General features: G+C 72.9%; 11 protein-coding genes and 1 pseudogene. 8 read left to right on the top strand and 4 right to left on the bottom strand.

Going from position 1 to position 15,791, the window contains the following annotated elements; genetic code table 11:
- Positions 1–46: 46 nt before the first annotated feature.
- Positions 47–803 (bottom strand): annotated as a pseudogene (locus tag ACV7NM_RS22545) (amidohydrolase family protein); the annotation flags it as partial.
- On the opposite strand from ACV7NM_RS22545, the gene ACV7NM_RS22540 reads away from it, so the two are divergent.
- Entirely contained in the window at positions 798–950 is a 153-nt protein-coding gene (locus tag ACV7NM_RS22540) for a hypothetical protein (RefSeq protein ID WP_463414160.1), read from the top strand. The pseudogene ACV7NM_RS22545 and the gene ACV7NM_RS22540 sit on opposite strands and share 6 nt — an antisense overlap.
- Positions 951–1,029: 79 nt before the next feature.
- Here ACV7NM_RS22540 and ACV7NM_RS22535 read toward each other — a convergent pair whose 3' ends face one another.
- The gene (locus ACV7NM_RS22535; protein WP_463411968.1) at positions 1,030–4,017 is read right to left on the bottom strand and encodes a bifunctional [glutamine synthetase] adenylyltransferase/[glutamine synthetase]-adenylyl-L-tyrosine phosphorylase; all 2,988 of its coding nucleotides are present in this window, start codon (positions 4,015–4,017) and stop codon (positions 1,030–1,032) included.
- A gap of 614 nt (positions 4,018–4,631) precedes the next feature.
- Here ACV7NM_RS22535 and ACV7NM_RS22530 point away from each other — a divergent pair.
- A complete protein-coding gene (locus ACV7NM_RS22530; protein ID WP_463411967.1) occupies positions 4,632–6,725 on the top strand; it encodes a PIG-L family deacetylase in 2,094 nt (697 codons plus the stop codon).
- Positions 6,726–6,795: 70 nt separating this feature from the next.
- Here the strand turns inward: ACV7NM_RS22530 and ACV7NM_RS22525 are convergent, their stop codons facing one another.
- Entirely contained in the window at positions 6,796–8,157 is a 1,362-nt protein-coding gene (locus ACV7NM_RS22525; RefSeq protein WP_463411966.1) for a glutamine synthetase family protein, read from the bottom strand.
- 173 nt (positions 8,158–8,330) lie between these two features.
- Between ACV7NM_RS22525 and ACV7NM_RS22520 the strand changes: the two genes are divergently transcribed.
- The 6 genes from ACV7NM_RS22520 (at position 8,331) to ACV7NM_RS22495 (ending at position 14,400) form a co-directional block, all read left to right on the top strand.
- Positions 8,331–8,855, top strand: a complete 525-nt coding sequence (locus ACV7NM_RS22520; protein WP_463411965.1) for a hypothetical protein — start codon at positions 8,331–8,333, stop codon at positions 8,853–8,855.
- A gap of 77 nt (positions 8,856–8,932) precedes the next feature.
- Positions 8,933–9,595, top strand: coding sequence for a DUF3105 domain-containing protein (locus ACV7NM_RS22515; protein ID WP_463411964.1), 663 nt, complete (start codon positions 8,933–8,935; stop codon positions 9,593–9,595).
- 20 nt (positions 9,596–9,615) lie between these two features.
- Positions 9,616–10,338 (top strand): DUF305 domain-containing protein, encoded by a 723-nt coding sequence (locus ACV7NM_RS22510; protein WP_463411963.1) that lies wholly within the window; start codon positions 9,616–9,618, stop codon positions 10,336–10,338.
- 215 nt (positions 10,339–10,553) lie between these two features.
- Positions 10,554–10,973, top strand: a complete 420-nt coding sequence (locus ACV7NM_RS22505; RefSeq protein ID WP_463411962.1) for a CBS domain-containing protein — start codon at positions 10,554–10,556, stop codon at positions 10,971–10,973.
- 283 nt (positions 10,974–11,256) lie between these two features.
- A complete protein-coding gene (locus ACV7NM_RS22500) occupies positions 11,257–12,582 on the top strand; it encodes a DUF4190 domain-containing protein (protein WP_463411961.1) in 1,326 nt (441 codons plus the stop codon).
- 63 nt (positions 12,583–12,645) lie between these two features.
- A complete protein-coding gene (locus tag ACV7NM_RS22495) occupies positions 12,646–14,400 on the top strand; it encodes an NAD+ synthase (protein WP_463411960.1) in 1,755 nt (584 codons plus the stop codon).
- A gap of 152 nt (positions 14,401–14,552) precedes the next feature.
- On the opposite strand, the gene ACV7NM_RS22490 is transcribed toward ACV7NM_RS22495, so the two are convergent.
- Entirely contained in the window at positions 14,553–15,584 is a 1,032-nt protein-coding gene (locus tag ACV7NM_RS22490; RefSeq protein WP_463411959.1) for an endonuclease/exonuclease/phosphatase family protein, read from the bottom strand.
- Positions 15,585–15,791: the final 207 nt, after the last annotated feature.

Below are 15,791 nucleotides of genomic sequence, written 5' to 3'. Positions count from 1 at the left end.
GGGCGGCCCGGGGGCGGTTCGTCCACTCCCGGTAGGTGAGAGGCCCCTATTCCCGGTACGTGATGCGACCGCCCGACATCGTGAGCCGGATCGGGGCCTGCGCCGGCTCGTCCGGCGAGCACCGCACGGGGTCGAGCGCGAAGGCCGTCAGGTCCGCGCGGTACCCGGCGGCGATCCTGCCCCCCCACCCGCTGTTCCCCGGCCGCCGAAGCGGCGTGCGAGGTCATGCCCTCCAGCGCCATCAGCCCCGTCAGGGCGGGCCCGCCCGCGGCCGCGCCGCGCGGGCTCCTGGCGGTGGCCAGGACCTGGCGGGCGTCGTGGTGGGCGATGGGCCAGTCCGAGCAGAGCGCGAGGACGGCGCCGGCGTCGCGCAGCTCCCGGCAGCGCCAGGCCCGGCGGGCCCGGTCGTCGCCGAGGCGCCTGGACCACTCGTCGGTGTGGTCGGCGCGGGTGTACGCGGTGTGCGGGGGCTGCATCGAGGCGATCACGCCCAGCTGCGCGAAGCGGGGAAGCCGGTCGTCGGGAACGGTCCCGATGTGTTCGACGCGGTGCCGCATCCGGGCCTGCGGGCCCAGGGCGGCCACGGTGTCGAGGACGTGCCGGACCGCCGCGTCGCCGATGGCGTGGGTCGCGGTGCCCACCCCGGCCGCGTCGAGGACGCGTACGGCGTGGGAGTAGGCCTCGGGGTCCGGCCAGAAGGCGGCCGTGCCCTGGCCGTGGCAGTCGGCGTGTTCCAGCCAGGCTGCGCCTCCCTCGACGGTGCCGTCCATGAAGAACTTGACGCCCCCGACCCGCCAGTGGCGGCGCCCCAGGCCGTGTGGGAGCCGTCGCCGCGCACCCCGCTGCTGGCCGGCGCGTTGGCCGCGGTCGGCCCCGCCCGCGCGGACGCCGCGTTCGAACTGGCCCTGACGGCGTTCCTCACCTACGCGCGCGGCTTGTCGGAGCGCTGACCCCCAACGACCGGTCCACCACCCGGCCACCGGCGCCCCGCCCGGCGCGCCCGGCCGGAGCGGGCCAGGGGAGCGCGGGCTAGCCGCCGTAGAACAGCTCGTCCACCACCGCCCGCGCGCGACGGGTGATACGGCGGTAGTCGTCGAGCATTTCGCCGACCGTGCCCTCCGCGTAGCCGAGGTAGCGGCCCACGGCGGCCAGTTCGCGCGCCTCGGAGGGGAAGGTGTCCCCCGCGCGGCCCCGGACCAGCATGACGGCGTTGCGGACGCGGGTGGCCAGCACCCAGGCCTCGTCCAGGATCTGCGCCTCCTCGGCCGGGACGAGACCCGCCGCCTGCGCCGCGGCCAGGGCCTCGCGGGTCCGGGTCGTGCGCAGGCCCGGCTCGTGCCAGGCGTGACGCATCTGCGTCAGCTGGACCGTCCACTCGACGTCGCTGAGCCCGCCGCGGCCGAGTTTGGTGTGGAGGGTGGGGTCGGCGCCGCGCGGCATCCGTTCCGTCTCCATGCGGGCCTTGAGCCGGCGGATCTCGCGGACCGCGTTCTCACCGAGGCCGTCCTTCGGGTAGCGCATCGGATCGATCAACTCGATGAAGCGGGAGCCGAGTTCGGGGTCGCCCGCGACCGGCTCGGCGCGCAGCAGGGCCTGGCTCTCCCAGGTCAGGGACCAGCGCCGGTAGTACGCGGCGTAGGAGGCCAGGGTGCGCACCAGCGGGCCCGAGCGCCCCTCGGGCCTCAGGTCGGCGTCGATGAGCAGCGGCGGGTCGGCGGTGGGCAGCTGGAGCAGCCTGCGCATCTCGGCGATCACCGCTTGGGCGGCCTTGGCGGCCTCCTGCTCGTCGACGCCCTCGCGGGGTTCGTGGACGAACAGGACGTCGGCGTCGGAGCCGTAACCGAGCTCGTGCCCGCCGAAACGGCCGACACCGATGACCGCGAAGCGGGTGGGCAGCGTTTCGCCCCAGTGGGACCGTACGGCGGCTCGCAGGGCTCCGCCGATGGTGGCCGCGGTGAGGTCGGAGACGGCCCGGCCGATCCGGTCGACGAGGGCGCCGTGGTCCGTTTCGGCGGGGCTGTCCTCCGTACCGTAGGAGGCGATGATGTCGGCGGCCGCGGTACGGAACAGCTCCCGGCGGCGGGCCCCGCGGGCCGCGGCGACGGCGGTCTCGGGGTTCTCGGCCCGCCCGACGGCCGCCAGGACCTCCTGTTCGAGCGCCTCGTGCGTACGGGGCCGGAGGCCTTCGGGGTCCCCGAGCAGCGCGACCGCCTCCGGCGCGCGCATCAGCAGGTCGGGGGCCAGGCGCCCGGCGGACAGCACTCGGGCGAGGTTCTCGGCGGCGGCGCCCTCGTCGCGCAGGAGCCGCAGGTACCAGGGGGTGCGGCCGAGGGCGTCGGAGACCTTGCGGAAGTTGAGGAGTCCGGCGTCGGGGTCGGCGGAGTCGGCGAACCAGCCGAGCATCACCGGCAGCAGGGTGCGCTGGATGGCGGCCTTGCGGCTGACGCCGGAGGCGAGGGCTTCGAGGTGGCGCAGGGCGGTCGCCGGGTCGGCGTAGCCGAGGGCTTCGAGGCGCTGGCCGGCGGCGCGCGGGGAAAGGCGGGTCTCGCCGGGGGTGAGCTGGGCGACGGCGTCGAGCAGCGGCCGGTAGAAGAGCTTCTCGTGGAGGCGCCGGACGACGGAGGCGTGCCGGCGCCACGCCTTGTTGAGTTCGGCGACCGGTTCGGTGCGCAGGCCCATGGACCGGCCGAGGCGCCGCAGGTCGTTCTCGTCCTCGGGGACGAGGTGGGTGCGGCGCAGCCGGTAGAGCTGGATGCGGTGTTCCATGGAGCGCAGGAAGCGGTACGCGTCGTGCAGCTGGGCGGCGTCGGCGCGGCCGACGTAGCCGCCGGCGGCGAGGGCGTGCAGGGCGTCGAGGGTGGTGCCGGAGTGGAGGGTGGCGTCGCTGCGGCCGTGCACGAGCTGGAGCAGTTGGACGGCGAACTCGACGTCGCGCAGGCCTCCGGGGCCGAGTTTGAGTTCGCGGTCGACCTGGGCGGCGGGGATGTTGTCGACGACGCGGCGGCGCATCTTCTGGACGTCGGCCACGAAGTTCTCGCGTTCGGCGGCCTGCCACACGAGCGGAGTTATGGCCTCGATGTACTGGGCGCCGAGTTCGGGGTCGCCGGCGACCGCGCGCGCCTTGAGCAGGGCCTGGAACTCCCAGGTCTTCGCCCAGCGCTGGTAGTAGGCGAGGTGGGAGGCGAGGGTGCGCACCAGCGGGCCGTTGCGGCCCTCGGGGCGCAGGTTGGCGTCGACGGGCCAGATGGTTCCCTCGACGGTGGTCTCGGAGCAGATCCGCATGAGGTGGGAGGCCAGGCGGGTGGCGGCCTGGATGGCCTTGCCCTCGTCGGTTCCCTTGGTCGCGTCGCCGACGAAGATGACGTCCACGTCGGAGACGTAGTTGAGTTCGTTGCCGCCGCACTTGCCCATGGCGATGACGGCGAGACGGCACCGGGCCGCGTCCTCGGGGGCGGCGGCGCTCGCGATGCGCAGGGCCGCGCGGAGGGTCGCGGTGGCGAGGTCGGCGAGTTCGGCGGCGGTCTCCGCGAGGTCGATGGTGCCGCAGACGTCGCGGGCGGCGATGGAGAGCAGGCAGCGGCGGTAGGCGATGCGCAGGGTGACCGGGTCGTGGGCGTCGGCGAGGCCGCGTTCGAAGTCGGCGAGGCCCGGGTGGAGGTCGACGGCTTCGTAGGTGACCAGGGCGTGCCAGTCGCGGGGGTGGCGGGCGAGGTGGTCGGCGAGGGCCTCCGAGGCGCCGAGTACGCCGAGCAGCCGGTCGCGCAGCGGTTTGGCGCTGAGCAGGGTGTCGAGGAGCACGGGCAGTTCGTCGGGCTGCTGCGCCTCGGCGAGCCGGACGAGCCCGAGGAGGGCCAGGTCTGGGTCCGCGGTGCCCCCGAGCGCGTCGAGGAGCACGGGATCGGTGCGCACGGAGGCCAGCACCGCGCTCTCCAGCAGCCGGGCGGCGGCGGACGGGTCGGTGAACCCGCTCCGCAGCAGCCGGATGAAGGTGCTGCTCCTGCGTCCCGGGACTGTCATCCCGCCGCCTCCCGCGCGTGCGTCGCTGCCGGGGGTGGCCCGGCCGGCCTGGGCCGAGCCTAGCCGGAGCGGGCGGGCGGCTCACCGGGGCGCGGGGCGCGCCGGCCCCGGCGGAAGGGCGGCGCCCGCTTCCGGTGGGCGGGGTCGACGTGAACAACCTCACAGGCTCGGTGGTCCGCGCGCCGGCGGCGCCGCGATGTCGGACGGCGCGCCGGTCGCCCCGGCGCCCCGTCGGGACGCCACCCATCGCGGTGACCGGCGCAAACGTGCCTCGGCCGGGCGGCGCGGGGGCGGTGCGTACCCCGGTCGGGGCCCGTGCGCGGGCCGGTGCCGGCGAGCCCCATACAGCTGAAATCAACACAAACGGGACAAGTGGCACATAACGTCTTCAACGCCGCATACGGTGACGTAAGTTGGCCCACTGGACGGGACAAAGGCGTCCGCATGGCGGGCAATTGCCTCGATCGAACCCGCGCAAGGCACAATCACATCCGGTCGTTTTTCGGAAAGCACGAGTCATCGGCGACATCGATGAACCAAGTCGCCCGGATTGACCTCTCTTTGAGTGACCGCTTAGCGGTTCTTCCCGCCCGGAACGACCCCAAGGCGTGACCATGCCGATGACCCGCCGCCGCCTGCTGATGGCTGCCGCATTGCTGCCCGTCCTGACGGTCGGCACCACTGGCGTACTCGCCATCGCCTCGGGCGAGCAGACATCGGCAGAGGCCAGCCAGGACAAGCACCCCGCCGCGCCCGTCGTACCCGCGAGCACCACGGCCGGAGCGGTGGTCCAGATCGTGGCCCACCCGGACGACGACCTCTTCTTCATGAACCCGGACCTCAGCCGGTCCCTGACCGCGGGCATCCCGCTCACCACCGTCTACCTGACCTCCGGCGAGGCCGACGGCCGCAACGAGGCCGCGGGCGGCGCCGCCAAGGACCCGGAGCAGCCCGCCGACCGCGCGCACTACGCGGAGGCCCGGCAGAACGGCATACGTTGCGCGTACGCGCAGATGGTGACCGGAGACCGCACCAGCGCGTGGCAGCGTACGGTCATACCCACCGTCGGCGGCGGCCAGGCCGAGGTCGACGTCCTCGTCGGCCACCCGCAGATCAACCTGGTCTGGCTCCAACTGCGCGAGGCCCGCACCACCACCGCGGAGACCCCCGAGAGCCTGCGCGGCCTGTGGAACGGCGAGATACCCGCCCTGGAGGCCCAGCTCGCCTCGGGCTCTCCCGTCACACAGCCGTTCACGTACACCAAGGACCAGGTGGTCCAGGTCATAGCCGGGGTCCTGACGAAGTACCGTCCGACGACGATACGGATGCAGGACCCGACCCCCGGCCGGGAGCAACTCTCCGGCAAGTACACCGACCACCAGGACCACATGTACGGCGCCCGCTTCGTGCAGGCCGGGTACGCCGCGTACGCTCGCCAGATCAGCGACCGCCCCCACTTCGCCATCCAGAACTACCTCGGCTACCACACCGGCAGCCTCCCGCACGCGCTGGACCCGCAGACGGCCGAGACGAAGATCGGCTACCTCAAGACCTACGCCTGGCTCGACCACGAGAACTACTGTGGCAGCGTCGCCGGCTGCGGCGACCGGAAGGTCGCGGGCAGCCCCACCGGCCGCAACTGGGCCCAGTCGCTGCGCTACGCCCGCGCCGACAACACCTCCTGGATGACGGAGGGCGCCCTCGGCCGGCTCTACGCCTTCGCGGCGCTCGACGGCCGGCTTGCCCTCTGGACCCGGGAGCCCTCCGGCAACTGGACCGGCCCGACCCTGCTGCCCGGTGAGGGCATCGACCCCGGCGTCTTCGCCACCCGCCTCCCCGACGGCCGGATCACGGTCGTCGCCACCCGCACCTCCTTCGGCCGGCGGGGCAAGGACTACCTCCGCGAGGTCGTCACCCTCACCCAGTCGACGCCGGGCGGCCCCTTCGGCGCCTGGCAGTCGCTCGGCACCCCCGAGGCGACGGACGAGACCGGCACCTCGGCGATCAGCGCCCCCGCGGCGGTGGTCGGCGCGGACGGCCGCCTGACGGTGTACCTGCGCGACTCCCACCGCACGCTGCGCGCCGCCGTCCAGCAGCCCTCGGGCGCCTTCGGCGAGTGGCAGCACCTGGGCGGCGCCGACCTGCAGAGCGACCCGGTGGTGGCGGTGGACACCGCGGGCCGCCGCCACGTGTACGGGACCACCACCACCTCCGTCCTCGCCTGGACCCAGGCCGCCCCGGACGCCCCCCTCCAGGGACCGTTCCAGACGAACCTCCCCGCCACCACGGTCCCCATCACGGCGGTCCCCGACGCCGCGGGCGTCCGGCTCTACTTCCGCCGCCCCGACTCCGGCGTGGTCCGCAGCGCCCTGGTCACGGCCGGCCCCGGCAAGCCGGAGGTGTCCGCCATCAGTGAGGCCGGCGGCCGGGCGGGCTACGGCGCGGTCGGCGTAGCGGGCCGGCTCATGGCGGGCCGCGCCGACACCGGTACCGTCAGCACCACCTCGATCGGCGGCCCGCCGGCCTGGGTGGAGTCCGCCATGCTCTACACCGGCGCCCCGTCCGCCGGCCTCGACCGCACGGGCGGCGCCACGACGGCGGTGCTCGGCCTCGACGCCGCGCTCCACACCACCACGACCCCGCCCATCGGCACCCCGCGCCCCACCTGGCACCCGGCGGTCTTCCCCCTCCCCACCCCCCGCCCCTGACCCCCGCCACACCGAAGGCCCCACCCCCCGATCCCCGGGAGGCAGGGCCTTCGGCGCATCCGCTCGGCGGCTACAGCACCGGCATCATCTTGCGGAGCTCGAAGGCGGTGACCTCGCTCCGGTACTCCTCCCACTCCTGCTTCTTGTTGCGGAGGAAGAAGTCGAAGACGTGCTCGCCGAGGGTTTCGGCGACCAGTTCGCTGCGTTCCATCAAGGAGATGGCCTCGCCGAGGTTCTGGGGCAGGGGTTCGATGCCCATGGCGCGGCGTTCGGCGTCGGAGAGGGCCCAGACGTCGTCGTCGGCGCCGGGCGGGAGTTCGTAGCCCTCCTCGATGCCCTTGAGGCCCGCCGCGAGGAGGACGGCGTACGTGAGGTACGGGTTGGCGCCCGAGTCGATCGAGCGGACCTCGACGCGGGAGGAGCCGGTCTTGCCCGGCTTGTACATCGGGACTCGGATCAGGGCCGAGCGGTTGTTGTGGCCCCAGCAGATGTACGAGGGGGCCTCGCCGCCCGAGCCGGCGGTGCGGGACGAGCCGCCCCAGATGCGCTTGTAGGAGTTCACCCACTGGTTGGTGACGGCGGCGGTTTCCGCGGCGTGCTTGAGCAGGCCGGCGATGAAGGAGCGGCCGACCTTCGAGAGCTGGTACTCGGCGCCCGACTCGTAGAAGGCGTTGCGGTCGCCCTCGAAGAGGGAGAGGTGGGTGTGCATGCCCGAGCCCGGGTACTCCGAGAACGGCTTCGGCATGAAGGTGGCCTGGACGCCCTGCTCCAGGGCGACCTGCTTCATGACCAGGCGGAAGGTCATGATGTTGTCGGCCGTGGACAGCGCGTCGGCGTAGCGCAGGTCGATCTCCTGCTGGCCGGGGGCGCCCTCGTGGTGGCTGAACTCGACCGAGATGCCCATCGATTCGAGCATGGTGATCGCCTGGCGGCGGAAGTCCATGCCGACGTTCTGCGGGGTGTGGTCGAAGTAGCCGGAATTGTCCGCGGGCACCGGCCGGGTGCCGTCCAGCGGCTTGTCCTTGAGCAGGAAGAACTCGATCTCCGGGTGGGTGTAGAAGGTGAAGCCCAGGTCGGAGGTCTTGTTGAGGATGCGCTTGAGGACGTAGCGGGGGTCCGCGTACGACGGGGAGCCGTCCGGCATCAGGATGTCGCAGAACATCCTGGCGGTCCCGGGGGCCTCGGCGCGCCACGGCAGTATCTGGAACGTGCCCGGGTCCGGCTTGGCGATCATGTCGGACTCGTAGACCCGCGCGAAGCCCTCGATCGCGGAGCCGTCGAAGCCGATGCCCTCGTCGAAGGCCTGCTCCAGTTCCGCGGGCGCGACCGCGACGGACTTCAGGAAGCCCAGCACGTCGGTGAACCACAGGCGCACGAAGCGGATGTCGCGCTCCTCGAGCGTCCGGAGGACGAATTCCTGCTGCTTGTCCATGCCTTCATCCTCGCAGTTCAGACGGCGTGTGCACCACCGACCCCCGGAGGGGGAGCACTGTCGGGCCGGCCCAGTATCGCCACCCGTGGTTTCCGCCACATTACGCACCCCTGAAAGGTCGTGGCACCCCCGCACTGACCTCGGGCCCGTCATGAGCATTACCATCTGCGGCCATGGGGGGCTGGAAGCACACGGAGCTCGGGGGCCACGGCGGTCCCCCGCCCCGGCGTGCCGCCCGGTCGGTCGCACCGGCCGCCGTGGCCGCCGCGCTCGCCCTCGGGGTGCTGCTGTGGGGGGCCGCGTTCCCCTGCGCGGGGAACGTGGCGGCCCACGGGTTCCGGGCGGCCCTCGCGCCGGCGCACGACCCGGAGCACGGCACGGCGCGCGGCACGGAGCAGGCTACGGGCGCGGCGCGTTCCCCGGCGCGCGGATCGGCGAACCGTGCGGCACACGCTTCGGCGCGGGGCCCGGCGCGCGGCCCGGCCCATGCCGACTGCGTTGCCCCGTCCGAGCTGCCGGGCTGTTCCCCTCGTTCCGACACGCCCCTTGCCGTACTGCCCGTCCCGCCGTCGGCCCTCGCCGCGGTGGGGGCCGGGGCGGTGGTGGGCGCGCGCCCCGCGTGCGCCGGTCCGGTCCGGGCACCGGGGACGCTCGCGCGCGCCCCCGATCTGCACGCCCTCCAGGTACTGCGGACCTGACGCCGTCGGGCGCGCCGGACGCGCGCCCCTCGTAGCGGAACCGCATTCCACCCCCCTCAGCAGAAGGAACAGGGCACATGGCCAGCAAGTCCGGCAAGACCACCACCGACACCAACGCGCGACAGGCCCGCATAGCCGAGATGCGCCGCGCGGAGAAAGCACGCGACCGGCGCAACAAGATCATCGCGATCACCGCCTCCACCGCGGTCGTCGCAGCCCTCATCGGCTTCGGTTCCTGGATGCTGATCAGCCAGAAGCAGAAGGAGAAGGACGCCGCCGCGTCCCGCAATGCGCCCGTGAGCGGCGAGCGCAGCTGGGACGCCAAGACGCTGGGCCGCAACCACGTCGAGACCCCCGTCACCTACCCGATGAACCCGCCGGTCGGCGGTGACCACAACCCGCGCTGGATGAACTGTGACGGCGACGTCTACCCCAACCCGCTGCCCGAGGTGAACGCGGTGCACTCGTTGGAACACGGCGCGGTCTGGGTGACGTACAACGAGAAGGCCGCCAAGGCCGACGTGGACACGCTGGCCGCGAAGGTCCGCAAGACCCCGTACACGCTGATGAGCCCGGACAAGACGCAGGCCGGGACGATCATGCTCAGTGCGTGGGGCAAGCAGCTGACCGTGGCCGACGCCGCCGACCCGCGGGTGGCGCAGTTCTTCACCAAGTACGTGCAGGGCCCGCAGACCCCCGAGCCGGGCGCGGCCTGCACCAACGGGCTGGCCCAAAAGTGACCCCGCCGCAGGCGCGGCGCGTGTCCCGGACCTACTGGGCCGCGGGCGCGGCGGTGGTCGTCGCGGCGCTGTTCGCGGTCGGGGCCACGGTCGCCACCGCGAACGGCGGTGACGGGGACGGCGGTTCGGGCTCCTCCTCCCGCGCGCCGGGCCTCTACTCGGCGGACGCCGGCTTCGCCCGGGACATGGCGGTGCACCACCAGCAGGCCGTGGAGATGTCCTTCATCGTCCGCGACCGCACCCAGGACGAGGCGGTCCGCGGCCTCGCCTACGACATCGCCAACACGCAGGCCAACCAGAGGGGCATGCTGCTCGGCTGGCTCGACCTGTGGGGGCTGCCGAAGGTGGTGGCGGACGAACCGCCGATGTCGTGGATGGGCAGCGGCGACGGGCAGGGCGCGTCCGGGCAGGGGATGAGCGGCCATGACATGAGCGGGCACGACATGGCCGGTCACGATATGGGCGGCGCCACCACCAAACCAGGCGCGCTGATGCCCGGCATGGCCACCAAGGAGGAGATGGACCGGCTGCGCACGGCCCAGGGCCGGGACGCGGAGGTGCTCTATCTCCAGCTCATGACCGACCACCACAAGGGTGGCGTCGCGATGGCCCAGGGCTGCGCGAGCCAGTGCGCGACCCCGGCGGAGCGGAAGCTGGCCGAGGGGATGGTGGCGGCGCAGCGGTCGGAGCTCACCTTGATGGCCGACATGCTGAAGCAGCGCGGGGCCGCGCCGCGCGCGTGACCGGTGACGCCCGTACGGTGGTGGGAGGCGCCTCGGCCGATGCCTCGCGGGTCGACCGACACGCCTCCCACCTGGCCTTTCCCGTGGCCCTTCACCCGTACGGGCGTACACCCGTCCGGGTGGGGTCGCGTGGTCCGTCCGGCCGAACGACGATGGGGACGCCGGGACGGGTGCGCCCGCGCCCGCCCGCACGGCGCTCTCAGGAGGTACACGCCATGACGACCGCCGCAGAAATCATGCACCCCGGGGCCCAGTGGATCCCGGCCGGCGAAACCCTGGACCGGGCTGCTCAGCTCATGGCCCGGCTGAACGTGGGCGCCCTGCCCGTCAGCGACGAGAACGAACGCCTCTGCGGCATCATCACGGACCGCGACATCGTGGTGTCGTGCGTGGCCAAGGGGCACGACCCGTCGGTGGTCACCTGTGGTGACCTCTGCCAGGGGACACCGCGCTGGATCGACGCCGAAGCGGACATCTCCGATGTACTGGACGAGATGGAGAGCCATCAGATCAAGCGGCTCCCGGTGATCCAGGACAAGAGGCTGGTCGGCATGATCAGCGAGGCCGACCTGGCCCAGCACCTCTCGGAGGAGCAGATCGCCGGCTTCGTCGAGAAGGTCTACGCCCGGCGCTGATCGGCACGGCCCGGCCGGACCACACCCGGCGGGACCGGCGCGGAGCCGGAGGGCCGGCCCACCCCGCGGACAGGACCGCCCGCGCCACTCGGCGCGGGCGGTCCGGCATGACCGGGTGCCGGGCCGGGTCATTCGACAGGCCGGGCCGGTTCGCGGGGCGGGAGCCGGAACAGCGGGGCCGAAAGCGGTTGGAGGGGGTCTGGGGGCGTGGCAGGCTGGTGATCACCGCGTCGGCCGCCGACGCGGGGCACCGCCAACGCCGTTCCGAAGGACACTTCCAGGCATGACTACGCCCCCGAACCCGCCGAGCAGCCCGAGCGACCCGCCGACGGAGCCTTCGGGGACCTCCATACCCGTGGACGCCGTACCCGTGGACGCCGTACCCGAAGACGCCGTACCGCCGGCCCCGCACCCCGCACCCGGGGAGGCGGCGCCCACCGCCGAACCCCTCTCGCTGACCAAAACCCCGCACCCCGCACCCGAGAAGGCGGCGCCGGCCGCCGAACCCCTCTCCCTGGCCAAAACCCCCCAGGCCGCCGGCCCGCAGGACCCCACTCCCCAGGACTCCGCCCCGCCCCAGGCCGCCCCGCCCCAAGCGGTGCCCGCCCACTCCCACTTCGCGCCGCTCACCCCGCCGCCCGTCCCGCCGCAGGCTCCGCCGCCCGGGGGCTCCCCGTACGCCGGGCCCCCCGGCGGCCCCGTACCCACCCACCCCGGCCAGGCCCCCCAGTCCAATCCCTTCGCCTACACCGGGAACACCGGACACGCAGGACGCCCTGAAAAGGCCGGATACGCGGGGTACCCGGGACAGCCCGCCCAGCCGGGGTATCCCGGCTACCCCGGCTACCCCGCCGCCCCCGCGCGGCCGTCCAACCACCTGGCGATCGCCGCCCTCGTCCTCGGCCTCGCCGCGATCTGCTTCGGCGTCATCCCGTTCGCCTTCTGGATCGGCGCCATCGTCGGCCTCGTCGGCCTGGGGATCGGGATCGCCGCCATCGTCAAGGCTTCCCGCGGCGCCCCCCGCAAGGTGATGTCGGTGATGGCCACGGTCCTTTGCGTCCTGGGCCTCTTCGCCTCGGTCGGTGGTTACTACCTCACCGTGGCCGTCATCCACAGGGCGTCGGACCATGTGGACCGCCGGCTGGACCACGACTGGAACCTGCCGGACGACCCGGTCGACCCGGACGAGACCACCGCCCCCGACCCGGACTCCGGGCAGGGCTTCGACATCCCCGTCCCCTTCGGCAGTACCGTCAGCTACTCGAACGGCGTCCGCGTCAGCCTGTCCGAGCCGAAGAAGTACGTCACGAAGAGCAAGTACATCGAGGTCGGCAACGCCGTGGGGATCGACATCACGATCACCAACAGCTCCGACAAGCCCATCCAGATCATCTACGCGGTACCCACCGTCCGCGACGAACACGGTGCCCGCGGCAAGCTCGTCTTCGACGGCGCGACGCCGAAGATGGTGACCGGCACCATCCAGCCCGGCGCCAGCGCCACCGGGTTCGCCGCGTACGAGGTCCCCGAGGGCACCACGAGGATCACCGCCGACGTCTCCCCCGTGATTCCCGGGCCCCCCGCCCGCTTCCTCGGCAGCATCGGCTGACACGTCCGACCCGATCGTCCGGCCCCCAGGACATCGCGTCAGTAAGACGATTACACTGGGCCCGTGCCTCAACTACGCCTCGCTCTGAATCAGATCGACTCGCACGTCGGCAACATCGCCGCCAACGCCGACTCGGTCGTCCACTGGACCCGGCACTCCGCCGAGCAGGGCGCCCATTTGGTGGCGTTCCCGGAGATGATGCTGACCGGGTACCCCGTCGAGGACCTCGCCCTGCGCGGCTCCTTCGTCGAGGCCTCCCGCCAGGCGCTGCGCGACCTCGCGCGGCGCCTCGCGACCGAGGGCCTCGGCGATCTGCCGGTCATCGTCGGGTACCTCGACCGCGCCGAGCGGGCCGCGCAGCGGCTCGGCCTGCCGCCCGGCTCCCCGGAGAACGCGGCCGCCGTGCTGCACCGCGGGGAGGTGGTGCTGCGCTTCGCCAAGCACCACCTGCCCAACTACGGGGTCTTCGACGAGTTCCGGTACTTCGTGCCGGGCGACACCCAGCCGGTGATCCGGGTGCGCGGCGTCGACGTGGCGCTGGCCATCTGCGAGGACCTGTGGCAGGAGGGCGGCCGCGTCCCCGCGACCCGCTCCGCGGGAGCCGGGCTGCTGGTGTCGATCAACGCCTCTCCCTATGAGCGCGACAAGGACGACACGCGCCTGGAGCTGGTGCGCAAGCGCGCCCGGGAGGCCGGCTGCACGCTCGCGTACCTGGCGATGATCGGCGGCCAGGACGAGCTGGTCTTCGACGGGGACTCGATCGTCGTCGGCGCCGACGGCGAGGTCATCACCCGGGCCCCCCAGTTCTCGGAGGGCTGCGTCCTGGTCGACCTCGACCTGCCCGCCGCCCCGGAGGACGCCCCCGAGGGTGTGGTGGAGGACGGCCTGCGGATCGACCGGGTGGTCCTCTCCAAGGAGCCGGTGGAACCGTACGAGCCGGTCGTGGCGGGCGGCTACGCGGAGCGTCTCGACGACGACGAGGAGATCTACGACGCCCTGGTCGTGGGTCTGCGCGCGTACGTCAAGAAGAACGGTTTCCGTTCCGTGCTGATCGGGCTCTCGGGCGGCATCGACTCCGCGCTCGTCGCCGCCATCGCCTGCGACGCCATCGGCGCGCAGAACGTGTACGGCATCTCGATGCCCTCGAAGTACTCCTCGGACCACTCCAAGGGCGACGCGGCCGAGCTCGCGCGGCGCACCGGCCTGAACCTGCGCACCGTGCCGATCGAGCCGATGTTCGACGCGTACATGGGGTCGCTGGGCCTGACCGGCCTGGCCGAGGAGAACCTCCAGTCGCGGCTGCGCGGCACCATGCTGATGGCCGTCTCCAACCAGGAGGGGCACATCGTGCTGGCCCCCGGCAACAAGTCGGAACTGGCCGTCGGCTACTCCACCCTCTACGGGGACTCCGTCGGCGCCTACGGTCCGATCAAGGACGTCTACAAGACGGTGGTCTTCCGCCTGGCGGAGTACCGCAACCGGGCCGCCGCCGAGCGCGGCGAGACCCCGCCGATCCCGGAGAACTCGATCGTGAAGCCGCCGAGCGCCGAGCTGCGCCCGGGCCAGGTGGACACGGATTCGCTGCCTGACTACCCGGTGCTCGACACGATCCTGGAGCTGTACGTGGACCGCGACCAGGGGCTGGATGAGATCGTCGCGGCCGGCTACGACCGCGAGCTGGTCGCCAAGACCCTCCGGATGGTCGACACGGCCGAATACAAGCGCCGCCAGTACCCGCCGGGCACCAAGATCTCCGCGAAGGGCTTCGGCAAGGACCGCCGGCTGCCCATCACGAACGGCTGGCGCGAGCACGCGTAAGGCGGGCGGTACCTACCCGCCCGGGGCCCCGGCCGCCGCGATGAGCGGCCGGGGCCCCGGTGCACGCCGTGCGTCGGCCGGGGCCCCGGTGCACGCCGTGCGTCGGCCGGGCTTCGGCCGACGCCGTGCGCGGCGGGCCGCCCGGGAGACCGTCAGGGCGTGAGCGCGACCCGGGCCGCGACGGGCAGGTGGTCGCTGTCGGTGCGCGGGAGGGTCCACGAGGCCTTCGGCGTGACGCCCCGGACCAGGATCTGGTCGATGCGGGCCATCGGGAACCCAGCCGGCCAGGTGAATCCGAAACCGTCCCCCGCCGCGCCCTGGGTGGAGCGCATCTGCGAGGTGATCTCCGACAGGGACCGGTCGTTGACGGTGCCGTTGAGGTCGCCGAGCAGCACGACCCGCTTCAGCTGTTCGGCGGCGAGCGCGGCGCCCAGCGCGTCGGCGCTGTTGTCGCGCTGGTTCGCGGTGAATCCGGCGTTCAGCTTGACCCGGACGGACGGCAGATGGGCGACGAAGGCGGCCATGTCCCCGGCCGGGGTCTTCACGGTGACGCGCATCGCCCGCGTCCAGCCCATCTTGATGTCGACGGGCCGGGCGGCGGTGAGCGGGTACTTGCTCCAGACGCCGACCGTTCCCTCGACCGCGTGGTACTTGTACGTGGGCGCCAGCGCCTTCTCGTACGCCGGGACGGCGCCCGCCTTGAGCTCGGTCAGGGCCAGCACGTCGGCCCCGGCCTTCGCGACCGACTCGGCGGTGCCGCGCGGGTCCGGGTTGGCGGCGTCCACGTTGTGGGTGGCGACCGTCAGGTCGCCGCCGGCCCCGGACTTGTCGGTGACCAGTCCGCCGAAGAGGTTCACCCAGACGGCGGCGGTGACCGCTATCGAGACGAGCGCGGTCGCCGACTTCCGGATCAGGGCCGCGACCAGCAGCAACGGGACGGTCAGCCCCAGCCAGGGCAGGAAGGTCTCGGTGAGGCTGCCGAGGTTGCCGACGTCGTTCGGCAGCTCCGCGTGGAAGATCATCACCAGCGAGACCAGGGCGGACAGGGCCGCCGTGACGATCCCGCGCCGCCAGATGCCGCGGTCCTTGCACCATTCGGCGATTCGGCGCCGCAGACCGGATCCGGAGGGCCCCGGCTCCGAGCCGCCGCCGTTCCCCGTCTCCGTCATGTACGCCTGTGCCATGTGACTGCCCTCGCTGCCGTGCTTGCGCTCCGTCCCCGCCCCTTGACCCTAGGCGATCGACGCAGCCATCCGTGCCGTACGTTCCGGCCGTACGACCGGGAGGACGAACAACTGTCCGCCCGGGGTTCCTGTTGTCACGAAACGCGCACATTCGATCCGGCGCGACTGGAGTCCGGACCGGAGCCGACCATGGAGTGTGACGGACCG

It is taken from the genome of Streptomyces sp. Tek67B01 (assembly GCF_055231995.1).
Note: the sequence above shows the minus strand (reverse complement) of the source record. Positions and strands in the feature narration are given on the sequence as shown.

Excerpts from the sequence above, each read along its gene's own strand:
- ACV7NM_RS22515 (WP_463411964.1), top strand. The coding sequence starts at position 8,933 with ATGGCCAGCAAGTCCGGCAAGACCACCACCGACACCAACGCGCGACAG.
- ACV7NM_RS22530 (WP_463411967.1), top strand. The coding sequence starts at position 4,632 with ATGCCGATGACCCGCCGCCGCCTGCTGATGGCTGCCGCATTGCTGCCC.
- ACV7NM_RS22520 (WP_463411965.1), top strand. The coding sequence starts at position 8,331 with ATGGGGGGCTGGAAGCACACGGAGCTCGGGGGCCACGGCGGTCCCCCG.
- ACV7NM_RS22535 (WP_463411968.1), bottom strand. The coding sequence starts at position 4,017 with ATGACAGTCCCGGGACGCAGGAGCAGCACCTTCATCCGGCTGCTGCGG.
- ACV7NM_RS22525 (WP_463411966.1), bottom strand. The coding sequence starts at position 8,157 with ATGGACAAGCAGCAGGAATTCGTCCTCCGGACGCTCGAGGAGCGCGAC.
- ACV7NM_RS22500 (WP_463411961.1), top strand. The coding sequence starts at position 11,257 with ATGACTACGCCCCCGAACCCGCCGAGCAGCCCGAGCGACCCGCCGACG.
- ACV7NM_RS22490 (WP_463411959.1), bottom strand. The coding sequence starts at position 15,584 with ATGGCACAGGCGTACATGACGGAGACGGGGAACGGCGGCGGCTCGGAG.
- ACV7NM_RS22505 (WP_463411962.1), top strand. The coding sequence starts at position 10,554 with ATGACGACCGCCGCAGAAATCATGCACCCCGGGGCCCAGTGGATCCCG.